At 65.5% G+C, this 19750-nt stretch carries 19 protein-coding genes; 10 read left to right on the forward strand and 9 right to left on the reverse strand.

The window, feature by feature from the left end; genetic code table 11:
- The 3 genes from HNP49_RS12130 to HNP49_RS12140 form a co-directional block, all read right to left on the reverse strand.
- Window positions 1-2895 (reverse strand): hybrid sensor histidine kinase/response regulator, encoded by a 2895-nt coding sequence (locus HNP49_RS12130; protein WP_184683583.1) that lies wholly within the window; start codon window positions 2893-2895, stop codon window positions 1-3.
- A gap of 131 nt (window positions 2896-3026) precedes the next feature.
- The gene (locus HNP49_RS12135) at window positions 3027-4097 is read right to left on the reverse strand and encodes a fatty acid desaturase (protein WP_184683585.1); all 1071 of its coding nucleotides are present in this window, start codon (window positions 4095-4097) and stop codon (window positions 3027-3029) included.
- 13 nt (window positions 4098-4110) lie between these two features.
- Entirely contained in the window at window positions 4111-5190 is a 1080-nt protein-coding gene (locus tag HNP49_RS12140; protein WP_184683587.1) for a ferredoxin reductase, read from the reverse strand.
- A 290-nt stretch (window positions 5191-5480) separates the two neighbouring features.
- Between HNP49_RS12140 and urtA the strand changes: the two genes are divergently transcribed.
- From urtA to ureC, 10 genes are all read left to right on the forward strand, one after another.
- Entirely contained in the window at window positions 5481-6749 is a 1269-nt protein-coding gene (gene urtA / locus HNP49_RS12145; RefSeq protein WP_184683589.1) for an urea ABC transporter substrate-binding protein, read from the forward strand.
- A gap of 195 nt (window positions 6750-6944) precedes the next feature.
- Complete coding sequence (urtB, locus tag HNP49_RS12150) at window positions 6945-8489, forward strand: urea ABC transporter permease subunit UrtB (protein WP_409372549.1); 1545 nt, start codon at window positions 6945-6947, stop codon at window positions 8487-8489.
- Window positions 8489-9568: an urea ABC transporter permease subunit UrtC gene (gene urtC / locus HNP49_RS12155; protein WP_095940201.1), complete on the forward strand. Its 1080-nt coding sequence runs from the start codon at window positions 8489-8491 to the stop codon at window positions 9566-9568. Before urtB ends, urtC begins: the two co-directional genes overlap by 1 nt.
- Window positions 9565-10413, forward strand: a complete 849-nt coding sequence (urtD, locus tag HNP49_RS12160) for an urea ABC transporter ATP-binding protein UrtD (RefSeq protein ID WP_184683593.1) — start codon at window positions 9565-9567, stop codon at window positions 10411-10413. Before urtC ends, urtD begins: the two co-directional genes overlap by 4 nt.
- A gap of 3 nt (window positions 10414-10416) precedes the next feature.
- Window positions 10417-11115 carry an urea ABC transporter ATP-binding subunit UrtE gene (urtE, locus tag HNP49_RS12165; RefSeq protein WP_184683595.1) on the forward strand — a complete coding sequence of 233 codons (699 nt, stop codon included), beginning with the start codon at window positions 10417-10419 and terminating at the stop codon, window positions 11113-11115.
- A 13-nt stretch (window positions 11116-11128) separates the two neighbouring features.
- Window positions 11129-11980: an urease accessory protein UreD gene (locus HNP49_RS12170; protein ID WP_184683597.1), complete on the forward strand. Its 852-nt coding sequence runs from the start codon at window positions 11129-11131 to the stop codon at window positions 11978-11980.
- Window positions 11980-12282: an urease subunit gamma gene (gene ureA, locus HNP49_RS12175; protein ID WP_095940205.1), complete on the forward strand. Its 303-nt coding sequence runs from the start codon at window positions 11980-11982 to the stop codon at window positions 12280-12282. Before HNP49_RS12170 ends, ureA begins: the two co-directional genes overlap by 1 nt.
- Before the next feature lie 2 nt (window positions 12283-12284).
- Entirely contained in the window at window positions 12285-12779 is a 495-nt protein-coding gene (locus tag HNP49_RS12180; protein WP_409372546.1) for a GNAT family N-acetyltransferase, read from the forward strand.
- A 5-nt stretch (window positions 12780-12784) separates the two neighbouring features.
- Window positions 12785-13090 (forward strand): urease subunit beta, encoded by a 306-nt coding sequence (locus HNP49_RS12185; RefSeq protein ID WP_095940207.1) that lies wholly within the window; start codon window positions 12785-12787, stop codon window positions 13088-13090.
- Window positions 13090-14790: an urease subunit alpha gene (gene ureC, locus HNP49_RS12190; RefSeq protein WP_184683599.1), complete on the forward strand. Its 1701-nt coding sequence runs from the start codon at window positions 13090-13092 to the stop codon at window positions 14788-14790. Before HNP49_RS12185 ends, ureC begins: the two co-directional genes overlap by 1 nt.
- A gap of 43 nt (window positions 14791-14833) precedes the next feature.
- On the opposite strand, the gene HNP49_RS12195 is transcribed toward ureC, so the two are convergent.
- The 6 genes from HNP49_RS12195 to HNP49_RS12220 all read right to left on the reverse strand — a co-directional run bounded on the left by HNP49_RS12195 (window position 14834) and on the right by HNP49_RS12220 (window position 19696).
- Window positions 14834-15694 (reverse strand): DMT family transporter, encoded by an 861-nt coding sequence (locus tag HNP49_RS12195; protein ID WP_184683601.1) that lies wholly within the window; start codon window positions 15692-15694, stop codon window positions 14834-14836.
- A 102-nt stretch (window positions 15695-15796) separates the two neighbouring features.
- Window positions 15797-16063 (reverse strand): DksA/TraR family C4-type zinc finger protein, encoded by a 267-nt coding sequence (locus tag HNP49_RS12200; protein WP_184683603.1) that lies wholly within the window; start codon window positions 16061-16063, stop codon window positions 15797-15799.
- A gap of 43 nt (window positions 16064-16106) precedes the next feature.
- Window positions 16107-16970, reverse strand: coding sequence for an oxaloacetate decarboxylase (locus tag HNP49_RS12205; protein ID WP_184683605.1), 864 nt, complete (start codon window positions 16968-16970; stop codon window positions 16107-16109).
- Between the two features lie 164 nt (window positions 16971-17134).
- A complete protein-coding gene (locus tag HNP49_RS12210; protein ID WP_184683614.1) occupies window positions 17135-18127 on the reverse strand; it encodes a type II secretion system F family protein in 993 nt (330 codons plus the stop codon).
- On the reverse strand, window positions 18120-18872 hold the full coding sequence (locus tag HNP49_RS12215) for an ABC transporter substrate-binding protein (RefSeq protein ID WP_184683615.1): 753 nt from the start codon (window positions 18870-18872) through the stop codon (window positions 18120-18122). Before HNP49_RS12215 ends, HNP49_RS12210 begins: the two co-directional genes overlap by 8 nt.
- Window positions 18873-18949: 77 nt before the next feature.
- Window positions 18950-19696: an ABC transporter substrate-binding protein gene (locus HNP49_RS12220; protein WP_184683617.1), complete on the reverse strand. Its 747-nt coding sequence runs from the start codon at window positions 19694-19696 to the stop codon at window positions 18950-18952.
- Between the last annotated feature and the right edge of the window lie 54 nt (window positions 19697-19750).

Consider the following 19750-nt stretch of genomic DNA (forward strand, 5'->3'; position numbering starts at 1 on the left):
CTACGCCCGGTTCTGCGCGTTGCTCGGGCCGGCCGGCAGGTAGGGCTGCAGCGCCTCGCGCAGGCTTTCCAGGCTCAGGGGCTTGGCCAAGTGGCCGTTCATGCCGGCCTGGCGGCAACGTTCGACATGTTCCTGCAGGGCATGGGCAGTCAGCGCCAGCACCGGCAGCGCCGGGCGCTGCTGCGCCTGCTCCAGCTCACGGATAGCCTGGGTAGCCTGGTAGCCATCCATCTCCGGCATCTCGCAGTCCATCAGCACCAGGGCGAACTGGCCGCCGGCCTGCATCACCCGGTTGACCGCCTCGCGGCCATTGCCGACCAGCTCGCAGGCGATGCCGAGCTTGCCCAGCAGGCCGCGCACCACCATCTGATTGACCGGGTTGTCCTCGGCCACCAGCACACGCACCTCGCTGCCACTGGCGCTGGTGGCGACCGCCGCGCTGCGCTGCGCCGGCTCATCCAGGCCGGAGAGCAGCTGACGGAAGGCGCCCTTGAGCACCGCCGCCGAGGCCGGCTTTTGCACCGCGAGACCAATACCGACCGCCTCCAGCTGCTCGCGCGGCGGAATGCAGCGGGCCGCACTGAGCAACAGGCAGCGCACCTCGCGCAGGGCCGGATCGGCCTTGATCGCGGCCGCCACCTCCAGCCCGCTGAGGCCCGGCATGTTGTAGTCCAGGCAGGCGATGCGATACGGCTCGCCCTGGGCCGCCGCCTCGCGCAGCATCTGCAGGGCACGCTCGCCATAGAAGGCGGTCTGCGCCTGCATGCCCCAGGCCTGCACCTGCTCCAGCAGCATCTGCAGAAACTCCGGCGAATCATCGACCAACAGCACGCGCACGCCCTTGAGGTCGTAGAACGGCAGCACCTGGCTGCTGATGAAGGCGGCATCGGCATCGCGGCAGACGATTCGGAACCAGAAACGCGCGCCCTTGCCGGGCTCACTCTCCACCCCCACGCTGCCACCCATCAGTTCGGCCAGGCGCTTGCAGATCGACAGGCCCAGGCCAGTGCCACCGTACTTGCGCGTGGTGCCCTGCTCGGCCTGACTGAAGGCCTGGAACAACTGCGCCTGACCCTCGGCGGAAATACCCACGCCGGTATCGCTGACTTCGAACAGCAGGCAATGCTCGCCGGGCGCCAGTGACGTTTCCTGGCAGCGGCGCACGCGCAGGCTGATGTGCCCTTCGTTGGTGAACTTGAAGGCATTGCCCAGGAGGTTGAGAAGAATCTGCCGCAGGCGCGTCGGATCGCTCTTGATCAGCGTCGGTGTGCCCGGCTCCACCGAGCAGATCAGCTCCAGCCCCTTGCGCTCGGCCATGTTGGTGAACATCGAGGCGCATTCCAGGCACAGTTCGTCGAGGTCGAAGTCCAGCGCTTCCAGGGTCAGCTTGCCGGCCTCGATCTTCGAGTAGTCGAGGATGTCGTTGATGATATTGAGCAGGGTGCGCCCGGAGCGCTCGATCACCTCGACATACTGGCGCTGCTGCGGCCCCAGCTCGGTGTCACGCAGCAGCTCGGTCATGCCCAGCACCCCGTTCATCGGCGTGCGGATCTCGTGGCTCATGGTGGCGAGGAACTCGCTCTTGGCGCGGCTCTCGGCCTTGGCTTCGATGGCCTTGCGCTTGGCCGCCAGCTCCTCGGCCTGGGCACGCAACTGCAGGGTGGTGATGCGCTCGTGCTCAACCCGCGCCTGACGCTCGGCATCGAGCAGCTTGGCCTGGGCACTGAAGCGTGCCCGCCGCTCGCTGTTGATGCGGTCGGCCAGAGCGAAGGAGAGCAGCACGCAGATCAGCACATGGGCAATCTGCGGCGCGTACTCGATGGCCATGCTGTAGGGCAGGATGCCCATCTTGTTCAGCGCCAGCACCATCGAGGCCGTGAGAAAGGCCATCCAGGCCACGACGAAATAACGCGCCGACTTCTGCCCGCGCAGCAGCATGCGAATGCCGACATACACCGCCAGCACCACGCCGGGGATCACCAGCAGCGTGCTGGCGCTGACCGCCTGGTTATACGGCAGCCACAGGCTGAGCAGACCGCACACCGCCATCAGCACGGCATAGCCGCCCAGCCAGCGAGCGTAGCGTGGTGCCTCCTGCGCCAGGCGCATGAACAGCACGCCGAACCAGGCATCGGTGGCGGTAAACAGGAAGATCAGCAACGGAATGGCATTGTTCAGCTGCGGCCATTGCGGCCACAGGTACAGCGGCGTGAAACCGTGCAGGGTGGCCTGCAGCAGGCCATAGCAGAGCATCGACAGGACATAGACCAGATAGCTCTGGTCGCGCACCAGGGTGTAGATGCACAGGTTGTACAGCAGCATGACCAGCACCACGCCGATATACAGCCCCTGCCCAAGGAGGAACTCCTGCTCGGCGCGGATGAAGTTCTGCGGCGTCCACACGCCCAAGGGGAACTGCATGGCGCCAGTGGTCTGCACCCGGAAATACAGGGTCTGCCGGCTCTGCGCCGGCAGCTCCAGCTCGTGCACCAGCCAGGGATGGCGCAGGGCGCGCTGCGACGCGGCCAGGCTGTCACCCAACTGACCGAGATGACGCAGCGCGCGATCTTCCTGCAGATACAGGTCGATCCGGTCCAGCACCGGGTACTCGATGCCCATCAGGCGTGTCTGCGCCTGGGCGCTGCTATTTACCAACTGCAGACGGAACCAGTAGACCCGGGTGGTGAAGCCGAAGTTGGGACTGGCGCCGGGCGCCGGCTGCCAGTTTCTGGCGCTGCTGCGGGCCACCTGCTCGGCCGTCATCTGCCCGTCGACATCGACCAGATACTCCAGCCAGTGGCCGGCCTGCGCCACACTGGGCTCGGTGGCGATATCCAGCTCGACGGCATGCCCCGCTTGCCAGGCACCGAACAGCAGGCTGAGCAGCAACGGCAAGCACCGCATCCAGCCTCTCAGATGCTCAGCCATGCACAGTCCCCTGCTCTGCCCGCTACTGGCTTAACTATAGACACGCACAACAGGGGGGCATGGGCGCCATTGGTCGGCCTGGCGTCAGCGCCTTAACGCTAGACAGCCTGGGGCAGGCGATAGCGCCAGATACGCTGCAACACGGTGGCGAACTGCCCGCTCATGGTTCCGGTGTTGTAGGTCTGCCCATAGCGCGCGGCAATTTCTCGCACCTCACGGGCCATGGCCGCATAGCGACGCGCCGGAACATCAGGGTAGAGGTGATGCTCGATCTGGTGGCTGAGGTTGCCGGTCATGAAGTGCAGCAGGCGACTGCCCTGCAGGTTGCTCGAACCCTTGAGCTGACGCAGGTACCAGTGGCCGCGGGTTTCATGCTCCAGCGTGCTGGGCGCGAAAACGGCCGCCTTCTCGGTGAAGTGGCCGCAGAAGATCACGGTGAAGGTCCACAGGTTGCGGATCAGATTGGCCACGATATTGCCGGTCAGTACGGCCAGGGCATTGCAGCCCAGCGCCAGGGCCAGCAGAGGAAACACCAGGTAGTCCTTGACCCACTGACGGCCCACCTTGGCATTGAACTGGCGCAGCAGCGGGCGCACCTCCTCGCGACTGATGCGGCCCTTGAATACCTTGTCCAGACGCAGGTGCTGGATGGCCACGGCGTACTGGAACAGCAGCGCCTGCAGCGTCACCCACAGCGGCTGCCAGCGATAGAACGGCTTCCAGCGCTGCTCGGGGAACAGGCGCACCACGCCGTAGCCGATGTCGTCATCCATGCCCAGCACGTTGGTGTAGGTGTGATGAATATGGTTGTGGGTGTGCCGCCAGAAATCCGAGGGGCCGGCGATATCCCACTCATACGTGCGCCCAGCCAGTTCCGGATCGTTCATCCAGTCGTACTGGCCGTGCATCACGTTATGCCCCAGCTCCATGTTCTCGATGATCTTGCCCAGCCCCAGCAGCAGCGTGCCCAGCAGCCAGGTCGGTGGGAACCAGCCGGCCAGCAGAAGCAGGCGACCACTCCAGCAACAGGCCCGCACCACAGCCCGCACCCGGCGGATATAACGGGCATCGGCCTCGCCCAGATCAGCCAGGGTGCGCTCGCGCAGGGCATCCAGTTCGGCGCCGAAGGCGTCGATCTCCTCGCGGCTCAGTTCGCGGTCTTCACGCATGCTGCAACTCTCCTTACAGATCGACGCGCACGTCGCCGAGCGGCGCGCTGACACAGATTCGAATGGACTGGCCCGGCTCGTGGCTGATCTCGCCACTGCGCAGATCGCGCACCGCCCCTTCCAGCAACTGACAGGTGCACTGGGTGCAGATGCCCTGGCGACAGCCATGCTCGGGTTTCAGCCCGGCCGCCTCGGCCTGCTCCAGCAGGCTGACCTGGTTATCGCCGACGGCTTCGCGCTGGCTGCGGAAAAACTGCAGGCGTACCGGCCGGCGCTCGCCCTCGGCACGCCACTGCGGCGGGGTGAAGCTTTCCACCTGCAGGCTGGCCGCCTGGCCGTCGACCAGCTCGCGCAGCTGCTCGACAAAGCCGGCCGGGCCGCAGCTCAGCACATGGGCCTCGCGCCACGCGTGCAATTGCTCTGCATTCAGGCGCTGGCCAGCAGCCCCCGCCGTGACCGCCCACTCGACGGCCAGATTGGGGTAGCGCGCCTGCAACTGCTGGAGTTCCTCGACAAAGGCACGCTGGCCCTGCTCGCGAACGAAATGCAAAAGCCGCACTGGCGCGCTGAATCCCCGACCCAGCGCATCGCGCAGCAGCCCGAGCAAGGGCGTGATGCCGCTGCCCGCCGCCGCCAGCAGCACGGCGCCTTCCTGCGGCCAGCGCAGTTCGCCATAGGGCGCCCCCAGCTCGACACAATCACCGATGCTCAGGTGTTCGCACAGCCAGGCCGACACCCGCCCTTCGGGCTGGCGGCGCACGGCGATCTCGATACAGCCATCGGCCTGGGCCGTGAGGCTGTAGCTGCGCGACAGGCGCACGCCATCACGCTCGATGAACAGCTGCACATGCTGCCCGGCCTGCGCACCGGGCCAGTTGCAATTGGGGCGCAGACGGATGGCCAGCATGTCCTCGGCGACCCAGCGCCGCGCCTCGACCCGTGCATGAATGCGCGTGAGCGCCCAGGCCGGCTGCAGGAAGCGCAGGCAGGCATCGACATCGGCCGCACGCAGCCAGTGGTGTGCCGTCAGCCAGCGCAGTGGGGCCAGCCAGGGGCGCAGGGGAATCGTCAGGCGCAGGGGAATCAGCGGCATGATCGCCTCTCAGTGAACATTTGTTCACTAAATTGCCCGAGCAACCTTACTCAGTCAACATATGTTCACTGAGCCAGACGAAAGGTCGCCCGTGCGTCGCTTTGGTGCAGACGGGGTTCGGCCGCGAAATGCAGCCCTGCCGCGGTGCAAAAAATCCGTCACGCCCGCGAACAAAATGCGCAACCTGTTGTTATTGATGGAATTACCGCCTTGGCACGATTGCTGCGAAAGAGCTGACGACCCTGTTGGTCCTTCCCACAATCGCGCATGGACAGCCAAGGAGGCTCTACATGAAACGCCGTCCCTTTCTGCAATCTACCCTCGCCGCCAGTGCTCTGCTGCTGACCGGCCTGTTTCCCTATACCGCGCAGGCCGCCGAGACCATCAAGGTCGGCATCCTGCATTCGCTGTCCGGCACCATGGCCATTTCCGAGACTTCGCTGAAAGACATGGCGCTGATGACCATCGACGAGATCAATGCCAAGGGCGGTCTGCTGGGCAAGAAGCTCGAACCGGTGGTGGTCGATCCGGCTTCCAACTGGCCGCTGTTCGCCGAGAAGAGCCGCCAGCTGCTGACCCAGGACAAGGTGGACGTGGTGTTTGGCTGCTGGACTTCGGTCTCGCGCAAATCCGTGCTGCCGGTCTTCGAAGAGCTGAACGGCCTGCTGTTCTACCCGGTGCAGTACGAAGGCGAAGAGATGTCGCCCAACGTCTTCTACACCGGCGCGGCGCCTAACCAGCAGGCCATTCCGGCGGTGGAATACCTGATGAGCGAAGACGGTGGCAGCGCCAAGCGCTTCTTCCTGCTGGGCACCGACTACGTCTACCCGCGCACCACCAACAAGATCCTGCGTGCTTTCCTGCACAGCAAAGGCGTCGCCGACAAGGACATCGAAGAGGTCTACACCCCGTTCGGCCACAGCGATTACCAGACCATCGTCGCCAACATCAAAAAGTTCTCGGCCGGCGGCAAGACGGCTGTGATCTCCACCGTCAACGGCGACTCCAACGTACCGTTCTACAAGGAGCTGGGCAGCCAGGGCCTGGAAGCCACCGATATCCCGGTGGTGGCCTTCTCCGTGGGTGAAGAAGAACTGCGCGGCATCGACACCAAGCCGCTGGTTGGCCAACTGGCCGCCTGGAACTACTTCCAGTCGGTGGAAAACCCGGTCAACACCGAGTTCGTCACCAAGTGGAAGGCCTACGCCAAGGCCAAGAACCTGCCGAACTACCAGACTGCGGTGACCAACGACCCGATGGAGGCCACCTACGTCGGCATCAACATGTGGGCGCAGGCCGTCACCAAGGCCGGTACCACCGACGTCGACAAGGTACGTGACGCCCTCGCCGGCCAGACCTTTGCCGCGCCCAGCGGCTACACCCTGACCATGGACAAGACCAACCACCACCTGCACAAGCCGGTGATGATCGGCGAAGTTCAGGACGACGGTCAGTTCTCCATCGTCTGGCAGACCGAAGGCCCGCTGCGCGCCCAGCCGTGGAGCCCCTTCATTCCCGGCAACGACAAGAAGCCGGACTACGCCGTGAAGTCCAACTAACAACCTGCAAGCGGTCTGCCGTGCCGGCGCCCGAGAGGGCCCGAACCGGCAGCCCCGAACAGGGGTAACACGCGTACCGCCCGGTTTCATGCCGGGCACACTGACCCGGTCCGGTGACCACGAACGCCGGACCGGGTGTTTTGTCGGCTCACACAGAAGGACTCCGTGATGCCCGCCTCCCTTCCCAGAATACTCATGGCCCTGGCCCTGCTGTGGCCGCTGGCCAGCCAGGCCGGTGATGCCAATGACTTCGTTGCCGCCAATCCCGCCAAGCAGGCCAAGCTGCTGGAAAGCTGGGCCGCGCAACCCGATCCGGCCCGTCAGCCGCTGCTCGATGCCCTGCAACAGGGCCGGGTCGCCGCGGACAGCAGCAAGACCGCCTTTATCGAAGAAGCCGGCAATTTCAGCGCCGCCGAGGGCGAGGCCGAACCGGCCAGCCCGCCGAAGAAGCTGCGCCTGAACAACCGCCTGCGCGGCCTGCTGCAGACCGCCCAGGCCAGCCACCAGTTGCTCGCCAGCGAAGCCAGCGTACGTCTGGCCGCAGCCCAGCAACTGCAGAAGAGCGCCAAGCCGGCGCAACTTGAGCTACTCAATGCCCGCGTTGCCAGCGAACAGGATGCCGCCGTGCGCGATGCCCTGGCGCTGGCCCTGGCCAACCTGCAACTGGTCGATCCCGACCCGGCCGTGCGCCTGCAGGCCGTCCGCCTGCTGGGCGAGACCGGCGAACCCCTGGCCCGCACCCGCCTGGAGGCCCTGCTCGACGGCGACAGCGAAACCGACGCCGGCGTGCGTACCGCCGCCGAAACCAGCCTGGCCCAGGTCAAGCGCCGTCTGCTGGTTGGCGAACTGCTGGGCCAGGCCTTCAGTGGTCTGAGCCTGGGCAGCATCCTCCTGCTGGCCGCCCTCGGTCTGGCCATCACCTTCGGCCTCCTGGGCGTGATCAACATGGCCCACGGCGAGATGCTGATGCTGGGCGCCTACACCACCTATATGGTGCAGCTGGGCTTCCAGCGCCTCGCCCCAGAATACCTCGCGCTTTATCCGCTGGCCGCCCTGCCGGTGGCCTTCTTCGTCACCGCCGCCATCGGCATGGCGCTGGAACGCACGGTGATCCGCCACCTCTACGGCCGCCCGCTGGAAACCCTGCTGGCCACCTGGGGTATCAGCCTGATCCTGATCCAGCTGGTGCGGGTGATCTTCGGCGCACAGAACGTCGAAGTCGCCAACCCGGAATGGCTGTCCGGTGGCCTGCAGGTCCTGCCGAATCTGGTGCTGCCTTACAGCCGCATCATCATCATCGGCTTTGCCCTGTTTGTCGTCGCCCTGACCTGGCTACTGCTGAACAAGACCCGCCTGGGCCTGAACGTCAGGGCAGTTACGCAAAACCGCAATATGGCTGCCTGCTGCGGCGTGCCTACCGGCCGCGTGGACATGCTCGCCTTCGGCCTCGGCTCCGGTATCGCCGGTCTCGGCGGCGTAGCCCTGTCGCAGATCGGCAACGTCGGCCCGGATCTCGGCCAGAGCTACATCATCGACTCGTTCCTGGTGGTGGTGCTCGGCGGTGTCGGCCAACTGGCCGGCAGCGTGCTGGCCGCCTTCGGTCTGGGGATTGCCAACAAGCTGCTGGAGCCGCAGATCGGTGCCGTACTCGGCAAGATCCTCATCCTTGCGCTGATCATTCTGTTCATCCAGAAGCGTCCGCAGGGGCTGTTCGCATTGAAAGGACGGGTGATCGACTGATGAACCAGCCCATGACCATTACCCTGGCCCAGAAAGCCGGCCCACGCCTCAGCCTGGCCGTTGGCGGGCTGGTGCTTGCCATCCTGCTGGCCCTGCCACTGCTGCACCTGCTACCTGCCGACAGTGCCCTGCATGTGTCGGCGTACACCCTGACTCTGGTGGGCAAGATCCTCTGCTACGCCATCGTCGCCCTCGCGCTCGATCTGGTATGGGGCTATGCCGGCCTGCTGTCCCTCGGCCACGGCCTGTTCTTTGCCCTCGGCGGTTACGCCATGGGCATGTACCTGATGCGCCAGAGCGCGGGAGACGGGCTACCGGCCTTCATGAGCTTCCTCGCCTGGAATGAGCTGCCCTGGTACTGGTACGGAACCAGCAGTTTCCTCTGGGCCATGTGCCTGGTGGTGCTGGTACCCGGGCTGCTGGCGCTGGTGTTCGGCTATTTCGCCTTCCGCTCGCGGATCAAGGGTGTGTACTTCTCGATCATCACCCAGGCCCTGACCTTCGCCGGCATGCTGCTGTTCTTCCGCAACGAAACCGGCTTTGGCGGCAATAACGGCTTCACCAATTTCCGCACGATTCTGGGCTTCGACATCACCGCCCAGGGCACCCGCGCCGTGCTCTTCCTGTGCACCGTGGCCCTGCTCACCGGCAGCCTGTACCTGGGCTTCCGCCTGGCGCGCAGCAAGTTCGGCCGGGTACTGACGGCCCTGCGCGATGCGGAAAACCGCCTGATGTTCTGCGGCTACGACCCGCGCGGCTACAAGCTGTTCATCTGGGTCCTGAGTGCAGTGCTGTGCGGCCTGGCCGGCGCGCTGTACGTGCCGCAGGTGGGCATCATCAACCCCAGCGAAATGTCACCGACCAACTCCATCGAGGCCGCCGTGTGGGTCGCCTTGGGCGGTCGCGGCACCCTGATCGGCCCGCTGCTGGGTGCCGGGCTGGTCAACGGCATGAAGAGCTGGTTCACCGTGGCCTTCCCGGAATACTGGCTGTTCGCCCTCGGCGCACTTTTTATTGTCGTCACCCTGTACCTGCCCAAAGGCGTCATCGGACTTCTGCGCAAGGAGAAAGAGCAATGAGAGCCGCCCCCATCCCGGAAGCCCTGCTCGACCCCAACCGCGACCCGGGCGGCAGCCGTGAGGCAGTCGGCCTTGGCAGCTCCGCCGGCAAGGGCCTGGATGTGCGCCACGGCACCATCCTGACCCTGGAAGACATCAACGTCAGCTTCGACGGTTTCAAGGCGCTGACCAACCTGACCCTCTACATCGGGGTCGGCGAGCTGCGCTGCATCATCGGCCCCAACGGTGCCGGCAAGACCACCATGATGGACGTGATCACCGGCAAGACCCGCCCCACCAGTGGCAGCGCCTTCTTCGGTGAAACCCTCGACCTGACGCGCCTGAGCGAAGTCGAAATCGCCCAGGCCGGCATCGGCCGCAAGTTCCAGAAACCCACGGTGTTCGAAGCCCTGTCGGTGTTCGAGAACCTGGAGCTGGCACTGAAAACCGACAAGTCGGTGTGGGCCAGCCTGCGCGCCAGACTCTCCGGTGCGCAGAAGGACCGCATCGATGAAGTGCTGCACACCATTCGCCTGGACGGCTCGCGCCATCGCCCGGCCGGCCTGCTCTCCCACGGCCAGAAGCAGTTTCTGGAAATCGGCATGCTGCTGGTGCAGGAACCGCAATTGCTGCTGCTCGACGAACCGGTAGCGGGCATGACCGACGCCGAAACCGAGTTCACCGCCGAGCTGTTCAAGTCGCTGGCACGCAAGCACTCGCTGATGGTGGTGGAGCACGACATGGGCTTTGTCGGCACCATCGCCGACCACGTCACCGTGCTGCATCAGGGCAGCGTGCTGGCCGAAGGCTCGCTGGAGCAGGTGCAAAGCAACGAGCGGGTGATCGAAGTCTATCTGGGGCGCTGAAGCATGCTGAAAGTCGAACAACTGCACCAATACTACGGCGGCAGCCATATCCTGCGCGGCCTCTCCTTCGAGGCCAAGGTCGGCGAAGTCACCTGCCTGCTCGGTCGCAACGGCGTGGGCAAGACCACCCTGCTCAAATGCCTGATGGGGCTGATTCCGGCCAAGGACGGCAAGGTCGAGTGGGAAGGCCAGCGCATCAACGGCTTCAAGCCACACCAGCGGGTGCACGCCGGAGTTGCCTATGTGCCCCAGGGCCGGGAAATTTTCCCGCGTCTGACCGTGGAAGAGAATCTGCTGATGGGCCTGTCCCGTTTTGGCGCCAGCGAAGCCAAGACTGTCCCCGAGTTCATCTACGAGCTGTTCCCCGTGCTGCGCGAGATGAAGCAGCGCCGCGGCGGCGACCTCTCCGGCGGACAACAGCAGCAGCTGGCTATCGGCCGCGCGCTGGCCAGCCAGCCGCGCCTGCTGATCCTCGATGAGCCCACCGAAGGCATCCAGCCCTCGGTGATCAAGGAGATCGGCGTGGTCATCAGAAAACTCGCCGAGCGCGGGGATATGGCCATCCTGCTGGTCGAGCAGTTCTACGATTTCGCCGCCGAGCTGGCCGACCAGTACCTGGTGATGAGCCGCGGCGAGATCATCCAGCAGGGCCGCGGCGACACCATGGAAGCCGATGGCGTGCGTGGGCTGGTGGCAATCTGATACAAGACAGCCCATGAACGCCGCCCTTCCTCCCGTCCTGTTCACCCCCAGCTGGCACGCCGAGCTGGACCTCGGCTACGCGCGCCAGGGGGATACCACCCGCCCGGTGCTGCGCCGCCATAAAGGCCCGCTTCGCGTGCAGAAACACCTGTATGCCGAAGGCCCCGAGGTGTGCCAGCACATCATCGTCCACCCGCCCGCCGGCATTGCCGGCGGCGATCGCCTGCAGATCGATGCCCGCGTGGACGAAAGCGCCTGGGCGCAACTGACCAGCCCTGGTGCCGCCAAGTGGTACCGCGCGCGCAGCGCCGCGAGCCAGCAGGTCAACCTGCGCGTGGGGCCCGGCGCGACGCTGGAATGGCTGCCACAGGAAACCATCGTCTATGCCGGCGCGCAGGCCGAACTGACCACGCGCATCGACCTCGAAGGCGATGCCCGGCTGTGCTACTGGGACATGGTCGCACTGGGCCGTCCGGCGGCGGACGAACGCTTTGACACGGGTTACTTCCAGTCCCATCTGGATATCCGCCGCGACGGCCGCCTGCTCTGGCATGAGCGCCAGCGCGTGGTCGGTGGCGACGGCCTGCTCGACTCGCCCATTGGCCTGGCCGGACACCCGGTGTTTGCCACCCTGCTGATGACCGGCGAACTCTCCGCCGAACTGCTGGAACGCTGCCGCGAGCTGCCCTGCCCCGTGGGCCAGATGCTGCGCGGCGACCTGACTCAACTGCCGGGCCTGATCGTCGCCCGCTGCCTGGCCGGCGAGGCCCTGCAGGCGCGCGCCTGGCTGATCGAACGCTGGCGCCTGCTGCGCCCCGCACTACTCGGGCGCGACGCCGTGCCCCCACGAATCTGGAGTACCTGATGGACCTGTCGCCAAGAGAGAAGGACAAACTGCTGATCTTCACTGCCGGTCTGGTCGCCGAGCGGCGCCTGGCCCGTGGGCTGAAGCTGAACTACCCGGAGGCCATGGCCTACATCAGCGCGGCCCTGCTCGAAGGCGCCCGCGATGGCCAGACCGTGGCCGAGCTGATGCACTTCGGCACCACCCTGCTGAGCCGTGAGCAGGTGATGGAAGGCGTGCCGGAAATGATTCCGGAAATCCAGATTGAAGCCACCTTCCCGGATGGCACCAAGCTGGTCACCGTGCACCAGCCGATTGCCTGACCATGACCATTCAAGACGCCACCAGCGCCGACCTGCCCGGCATCCTGGCCATCTACAACGATGCGGTCGAGCACACCACCGCCATCTGGAATGAAACCCGGGTCGATCTGGCCAACCGCCAGGCCTGGCTGAGCGAGCGCCAGTGCGCCGGCTTCCCGGTGCTGGTCGCCCGCAATGACGCGGGCGAGGTCGTCGGCTACGCCAGCTACGGCCCCTGGCGGGCCATCGAAGGCTTTCGCCACACCGTCGAACACTCGGTCTATGTACGCCCGAACTGCCACGGACAGGGGCTGGGCACCCGCCTGCTGCAGGCGCTGATCACCCGCGCCAAGACCCAGGGCCTGCACGTGATGGTCGCCGCTATCGAAAGCGGCAACCTGGCCTCCATCGCCCTGCACCAGCGCAGCGGCTTTGTCGTGACCGGGCAGATGCCCCAGGTCGGCCGCAAGTTCGGCCGCTGGCTGGACCTCACTTTCATGCAACTGATTCTGGAGTAACGCCCATGATCCCCGGTGAATACCTGATCCAGGACGGCGAGATCGAACTCAACGCCGGGCGCCGCACCCTGCGCGTGACCGTCGCCAACAGCGGCGACCGGCCGATCCAGGTCGGCTCGCACTTCCACTTCTTCGAAACCAACGACGCCCTGACCTTTGACCGTGAACCCACACGCGGCATGCGCCTGAATATCGCCGCCGGCACCGCCGTGCGCTTCGAGCCGGGCCAGTCGCGTGAGGTCGAGCTGGTCGAGCTGGCGGGTGACCGCCGCGTCTACGGTTTTGCCGGCCGCATCATGGGAGCGCTGTGATGAAGATTTCCCGCCAAGCCTATGCCGACATGTTCGGCCCCACCGTCGGCGACAAGGTGCGCCTGGCCGACACCAACCTGTGGATCGAGGTGGAAAAGGATTTCACCACCTACGGCGATGAAGTGAAGTTCGGCGGCGGCAAGGTCATCCGCGACGGCATGGGCCAGAGCCAGCTCTGCGCTAAAGATGTAGTCGACACGGTGATCACCAACGCGCTGATCATCGACCACTGGGGCATCGTCAAGGCCGACGTCGGCCTCAAGGGCGGGCGCATCGCCGCCATCGGCAAGGCCGGCAACCCGGATATCCAGCCGAACGTGACCATCGCCGTGGGCGGCGCCACCGAAGTCATCGCCGGTGAAGGCATGATCCTCACCGCCGGCGGCGTCGACACCCATATCCACTTCATCTGCCCGCAGCAGATCGAAGAAGCCCTGATGAGCGGCACCACCACCATGATCGGTGGCGGCACCGGCCCGGCCACCGGCACCTACGCCACCACCGTGACCCCGGGGCCGTGGCACATGGCGATGATGCTCAAGGCGGCCGATGCCTTCCCGATGAACATCGGTTTTACCGGCAAGGGCAACGTCTCACTGCCCGAGCCACTGATTGAGCAGGTCAGGGCCGGTGCCATTGGCCTGAAGCTGCATGAAGACTGGGGCACCACCCCGGCGGCCATCGACAACTGCCTGAGCGTGGCCGACCAGTACGATATCCAGGTAGCGATCCACACCGACACCCTCAACGAGTCTGGTTTCGTCGAGACAACCCTCGGCGCGTTCAAGGGCCGCACCATCCACACCTACCACACCGAAGGCGCCGGCGGCGGCCATGCGCCGGACATCATCAAGGCCTGTGGCTTCCCCAACGTGCTGCCCAGCTCGACCAACCCGACCCGGCCGTTCACCCGCAACACCATCGACGAACACCTGGACATGCTGATGGTCTGCCACCACCTCGACCCGAGCATTGCCGAGGACGTGGCCTTCGCCGAGAGCCGCATCCGCCGCGAAACGATTGCGGCGGAAGACATACTGCATGACCTCGGCGCGTTCAGCATGATCAGCTCCGACAGCCAGGCCATGGGCCGCGTCGGCGAGGTGATCACCCGCACCTGGCAGACCGCCGACAAGATGAAGCAGCAACGCGGCCCGCTGCCCGAAGATACCCCCGGCAACGACAACTTCCGCGTCAAACGCTACATCGCCAAATACACCATCAACCCGGCCATCACCCACGGCATCAGCCACGAAGTCGGCTCCATCGAAGTGGGCAAGTTCGCCGATCTGGTGCTCTGGCGCCCGGCCTTCTTCGGCGTGAAACCGACGCTGATTCTCAAGGGCGGGGCGATTGCCGCCAGTCTGATGGGCGACGCCAACGCCTCGATCCCGACCCCGCAACCGGTGCACTACCGCCCCATGTTCGGCAGCTATGCCGGCATGCTGCACGCCACCAGCCTGACCTTCATCAGCCAGGCGGCGTTCGACGCAGGAGTGCCAGAACAACTCGGTCTGCAGAAGCAGATCGGCGTGGTCAAAGGCTGCCGCTCGGTGACCAAGGCCGACCTGATCCACAACGACTACCTGCCCAGCATCGAAGTCGACCCGCAGAACTACCAGGTCAGGGCCGACGGCCAGCTGCTCTGGTGCGAGCCGGCCGAAGTACTGCCGCTGGCGCAGCGGTACTTTCTGTTCTGACGCCGCAGTCGTTGGGCTTCGCCGCTATGCGGCTCAGCCCAACCTACCGGGCGCGCTGGCCCCAGGCCAGCGCCGCACCGCTGAGGATGATCACCGCCATGCCGAGCATCGACCAGACGTCCGGCACATGGTCGAAGAAGAGCATGCCCAGCAGGGTGGCAATCACGATCTGCATGTAGGTGAAGGGCGCCAGGCTGGCGGCGCTGCCGAAGCGGTAGGCGTGGGTCAGCAGCATGTGCCCGGACATCGCGGTGGCGCCCAGCAGCGCCATCAGCAGCGCGTCGGTCAATGGCGGTGTCTGCCAGGTCCAGGGCAACAGCACGCTCATGCAGAGGGTGCCGACCAGCGCCGAGAGAAAGTTGCTGGTGGCCGGATGGTCGGTGCCATTGAGCCTGCGGGTCAGCAGCTGGTACAGGCCGAAACAGAAGGCCGCCCCCAGCGGCAGCAGAATGGCCGGCGTGAACAGCGCCCCGCCCGGCCGCACGATCAGCAGCACACCCAGCAGGCCACAGCCCACCGACAGCCACAGGCCTCGGCTGATGTGCTCCTTGAGCACGGTGGCCGACAGCACGATGACCACCAACGGCGCCAGGAAGATCACCGCCGTTGCTTCACCCAACGGGATATAACGCAGCGCGCTGTAGAACAGCAGAGTAATGGCCACCAGACTGAGACCGCGCGCCAACTGCAGCCAGGGACGCTGGGTGCGCACCAGGTTCCAGCCCATGCGCGGGGCAAACAGCGCCAGCATCAGCAGGTTCTGCGACAGGTAGCGCAGCCACATCACCAGGAGCACCGGGTACACCGCCGTCAGGGTCTTCGACAGCGCATCCTGGCTGGAGAGGAGCAGGCCGGATGCGAGGATCAGGGCGATGCCCAGTCCGGGATGGGGACGATGCGGCACAGAAGATTATCCGACACATAATTAGCAGGCTAAGCATGCTAATGATTTGCTACCAGACGATCCAGTCCAATCGGTCAGGTTACGACCAAAGGCCAAGGCCTCTCAGCGCAGCTGACTGTCCTTGCTGCCGCGCCGGTTGTAGCCGGCAAACTGCGCCTGCTGCTTGTCGTGCTCGCGCTGGCAGGTCACGCACAACCGCACACCAGGCAGCGCCTGGCGCCGCGCCTCGGGGATCGGCTGCGCACACTCTTCGCACTCAAGAAGGCTGTCGCCCTGCGGCAGCTGGCTGCGCACCCGGGCAATGGCGTCCTCAATGCTGTCGTCGATCTGCTCCTGTACGGCGCCGTCAGTGCTCCAGCCTCCGGCCATGCTGCTGTCCTCCGCTGCGGGCAAGCGGTGTTGAGCGCTCGCCCTATTCCTGCACGTTCATGTAGTCACGCGCCCAGACGATGTAATCCTCCGGCTGGGTGTACCTGTGCGTCAACTCGGTGGCATTCAGGTCGCAGGTCGCCACGCCACGCTGCTCGCGCAGACAGTCGTAGGTGGCCTTGATCGCGGCAAAGTAGGCCGCATGACCGTCAACCACGATGCGCACGCCGAGACCGGCCAGACGGGCATCGTCGCGCAGCGCCGGGTTGCCATAGCTGACCAGCATCAGCGGTACCTGCAGATGGCTGGAGATCTGTTCCAGATGGGCAAAGTCGCGCACCCCGACCAGACAGATGCCATCGGCACCGGCTTCCTGATAGGCGACGGTGCGCTCGATCACCTCCTCCACGCTGAGCACGCCGGCATGGGTACGGGCGATGATGGCCAGCGCCGTATCGACCCGGGCCTCCAGCGCCGCGCGGAGCTTGCCGACACCCTCGTTGATGCCGATCAGGTCGGTGGACTTGCGCCCGAACTGCGCCGGCAGCAGGGTGTCTTCCAGGGTCAGCGCCGCGACGCCGGCGCGCTCCAGCTCCACCACTGTGCGCATCACGTTGAGCGCATTGCCATAACCGTGATCCGCATCGGCGATCACCGGCAGACACGCCACCCGGCCGATACGGCTGGCCTGTTCGACGAATTCGCTGAGGGTGATCAGGGCAAAATCCGGCGCCGCCAACACCTGCAACGCCGCCACCGAGCCGCCGAGTATGCCGACCTCGAACCCGAGGTCGGCGGCAATCCGCGCCGACATGGGGTCAAACACCGAAGCCGTGTGGTAACAGGAGGACGAGGCCAGCAACGCCCGAAAATCACGGCGCAACTGGTGATGGGAAGTTCTTTGCATGATGGGTTCCGGCAGCAGGGATACAGAGTGAGTCGTCACCCGGCGATAGCAAGACACATACCGCACCGCTGCAATGCCCGCCATGACGCCTGGTCACTGACAGCGCCTGGCGAACACCCGCCACCCGCGCTCATGGAGTGGCGGTGCGCCGCCACTACGGCCGGCTAACGCAGATCAGGCGGCACGCTCGGGCCAATACCGCCGCCGGTGATCAGCCCATGGGCCATCCACAGTGCCACCAGCAGATAGGCCAGGCGCGGCAGCCAGGTGGCCAGTTGTTCCTCGAAGCTGGCCTGCTGTTGCCCCTGCCGCTGGGCAAAGGCCAGCAGCACCGCCGGTAGCGTTCCGCTCGCCTCGCCACTGGCCACCAGGGCTCGCAACTGCGGCTGCCCGGGGAAGTCCATGTTCTGCAGCGCCTGCGCCAGGGGCTGACCCGCCACAACCCGCGCCTGCATGGCCAGGAAGTCCTCGCGCAGCGCGGCATTGCCAAGGCTCGCCACGGCCAGCGGCATGGCCTCGAACAGCGCCACGCCGGCCTCCAGCAACAGGCCCAGGCTGGTGAAATAGTCACGCACCGCGCGCCGCAACAGGCTCACGCCCACCATGGGCAACCGCAGGCCGATAGTGGCCAGTCCCCGGTTCGTCGCCAGCAGCCCCTGCTCACCCTGGCGACGCAACTGCGCCCAGCCCCATAGAGCCAGGGCCAGACACAACAGAGGCTGTAGCACCGACCACAGATAACCCGCCACGCTCAGGCTGCCGCCTACCAGCGCCGGGAGGGGCTGGATCAGCAGAGCCAACAGCAAGGTTGCGCCCGGCAGGTACAGCCGCGCCTGCATGGCCTGACGCTGCCGGGCCTGTTCGGCGTACTGACTGGCCAGGCGCTGATACAGGCGTTCCGGACTGCCAGCATGTTCGGCGGCCTGCAGCAGGTTGACCTCCAGCGGACTGAGCAGGCCACTCACGCGTCCCGCCACGGCCAGACTACGCCCCGCCGCCACCTCACGCTGCAGGCGGGCGATAGCCGTCTGCCAGGCCGGCCCCAGGCTCAGGCTGCTCAGCGCCTGACTGACCGGCACACCAGCCTGTTCCATGGCTCCCAGGTGGGAAAACAGTTCGGCCCGCTGCTGCAGCGGCAGAAGGTTCGCTCTACTCATTGGCGACCAGGGGCGGTTGCAACAGCATCTCAGGCATCGGCAGGTGGCTGAACCAGCGCTGGTAAATGCGACCGAAACTGCCGTCGCGCTTCATCTCATCCAGTGCCGCCTGCCAGCGGGCCACCAGCACCGGGTCGGTGGCGGGCGAAAACCCCAGATAGGACTGGTGCTGGAGGAAGCTGTACTGCGCCTCGACCTGATCCGGATTCATCCCCACCTCGGCCAGCAGCATGGGCAGGCTGATATCGCTGACCGCCAGCACATCGGTGCGGCCCTTGCTGAACAGATCAACCATCTTGCTCGCACTGGATACCGCAAAGATGTCGCTGAACCCACGGGATGTCAGGTACTGCAAGGTGTACCACTGGCGCGGCAAGGCGATGCGCAAGCCCTTGGCCTGTTCCAGCGAGGTGAGTTTCAAGCTGCTGCCCTTGCGGGTATAGAAGCGGTTCTGCGACAGCATGATCGGCCCGACCCACTGGAACAGCCCCTCGCGTTCGGCGATGCGCGCCATGGAGAACAGGCCCACGTTGGCCTGCTCGCGGGCCAGGGCATAACCGCGGCTCCACGGCACCACCTCGATGCGTAGCTGATCGCCGCTGCGCCGCTGGATTTCCTGTACCACCTCCACGGCATAGCCCGTGAGCTGGCCGTCACGGGTGAAGTTGAGAGGCGGCCCTTCCTCGGTATACAGCAACAGATCGGCCGCCCGCAGTGGCAGGCAGAACAGTAACAAGAGGGACAACACGACACGCCGCCACATAAGCCACCCAAGATCGCCAAGCACTCCTGCAGATTAGCAGGCGATGGCTAAGGCGAACCTCAGGGTAGGTTCTGGCCTGGCAACCAGCGCTGCACGATGCGCTGGAGCGAGCCATCGGCCCGCATCGTTTCCAGCATGGCCTGCCAGCGCCGCACACGCTCAGGGGCGGTTTGCGCAGAGAAGGCAATGTAGTAATCGGAGCTCATGAAGCTGTAGTGGGCCTGCACCTGATCGAGCGCGAGGCCGCCGGCCGCCAGTTCCTGGGCCAGGGTAATGTCCTCGGTGGCGATCAGGCTGGCCCGGCCATGCTTGAGCAGGTTGATCATCTGCCGCGAGCCACTGGTGCCATAGACATTGTTCAGGCCATGAGCCTTGAGGGTCTGGTAGGTGTACCACTCGCGCGGCACCGCGATCCAGCCGGCACGCGTTGCCTCCTGCAGGTCGCGGACCTGCAGGTTGCTCGATTTCAGCGAGTAGAAGCGGGTCTGCCCGCGCACCAGCGGCCCGACCCAGCGGAACAGGGCTTCCCGCTCCGGCGTGCGCACGGTGGAGAACACCGCGGTATCGGCCTGATGCTGAGCCAGCAGGTAGGCACGGGTCCAGGGCACCAGCTCGATCTCGATCTCTTCACCGAGACGTTGGGCCAGCTCACGCACCACCTCGACGGACATGCCCTCGACCCGCCCTTCCCGCAGGAAACTCATCGGCGGGGCATCCTCGGTGAGCAGCCGTAGGGGCGCCGCCACGCCAGGCAGTCCCCAAAACAGCACGGTAGTCAGCAACAGTAGATGCCAGCCTTTGCCCATCGTCACGATTCCTCGACCCAAGGGCCAAGCATAGGTCAAGTACCGGCGTCTGCA

Origin of the sequence: Pseudomonas fluvialis, assembly GCF_014207935.1 — a bacterium.
Lineage (GTDB): Bacteria > Pseudomonadota > Gammaproteobacteria > Pseudomonadales > Pseudomonadaceae > Aquipseudomonas > Aquipseudomonas fluvialis_A.

Bases quoted from the DNA above. Each gene is read 5' to 3' on its own strand.
- HNP49_RS12135 (WP_184683585.1), bottom strand. From the start codon at position 4,097: ATGCGTGAAGACCGCGAACTGAGCCGCGAGGAGATCGACGCCTTCGGC.
- HNP49_RS12140 (WP_184683587.1), bottom strand. From the start codon at position 5,190: ATGCCGCTGATTCCCCTGCGCCTGACGATTCCCCTGCGCCCCTGGCTG.
- urtA (WP_184683589.1), top strand. From the start codon at position 5,481: ATGAAACGCCGTCCCTTTCTGCAATCTACCCTCGCCGCCAGTGCTCTG.
- urtB (WP_409372549.1), top strand. From the start codon at position 6,945: ATGGCCCTGGCCCTGCTGTGGCCGCTGGCCAGCCAGGCCGGTGATGCC.
- urtC (WP_095940201.1), top strand. From the start codon at position 8,489: ATGAACCAGCCCATGACCATTACCCTGGCCCAGAAAGCCGGCCCACGC.
- urtD (WP_184683593.1), top strand. From the start codon at position 9,565: ATGAGAGCCGCCCCCATCCCGGAAGCCCTGCTCGACCCCAACCGCGAC.
- urtE (WP_184683595.1), top strand. From the start codon at position 10,417: ATGCTGAAAGTCGAACAACTGCACCAATACTACGGCGGCAGCCATATC.
- HNP49_RS12170 (WP_184683597.1), top strand. From the start codon at position 11,129: ATGAACGCCGCCCTTCCTCCCGTCCTGTTCACCCCCAGCTGGCACGCC.
- ureA (WP_095940205.1), top strand. From the start codon at position 11,980: ATGGACCTGTCGCCAAGAGAGAAGGACAAACTGCTGATCTTCACTGCC.
- HNP49_RS12180 (WP_409372546.1), top strand. From the start codon at position 12,285: ATGACCATTCAAGACGCCACCAGCGCCGACCTGCCCGGCATCCTGGCC.
- HNP49_RS12185 (WP_095940207.1), top strand. From the start codon at position 12,785: ATGATCCCCGGTGAATACCTGATCCAGGACGGCGAGATCGAACTCAAC.
- ureC (WP_184683599.1), top strand. From the start codon at position 13,090: ATGAAGATTTCCCGCCAAGCCTATGCCGACATGTTCGGCCCCACCGTC.
- HNP49_RS12200 (WP_184683603.1), bottom strand. From the start codon at position 16,063: ATGGCCGGAGGCTGGAGCACTGACGGCGCCGTACAGGAGCAGATCGAC.
- HNP49_RS12205 (WP_184683605.1), bottom strand. From the start codon at position 16,970: ATGCAAAGAACTTCCCATCACCAGTTGCGCCGTGATTTTCGGGCGTTG.
- HNP49_RS12210 (WP_184683614.1), bottom strand. From the start codon at position 18,127: ATGAGTAGAGCGAACCTTCTGCCGCTGCAGCAGCGGGCCGAACTGTTT.
- HNP49_RS12220 (WP_184683617.1), bottom strand. From the start codon at position 19,696: ATGGGCAAAGGCTGGCATCTACTGTTGCTGACTACCGTGCTGTTTTGG.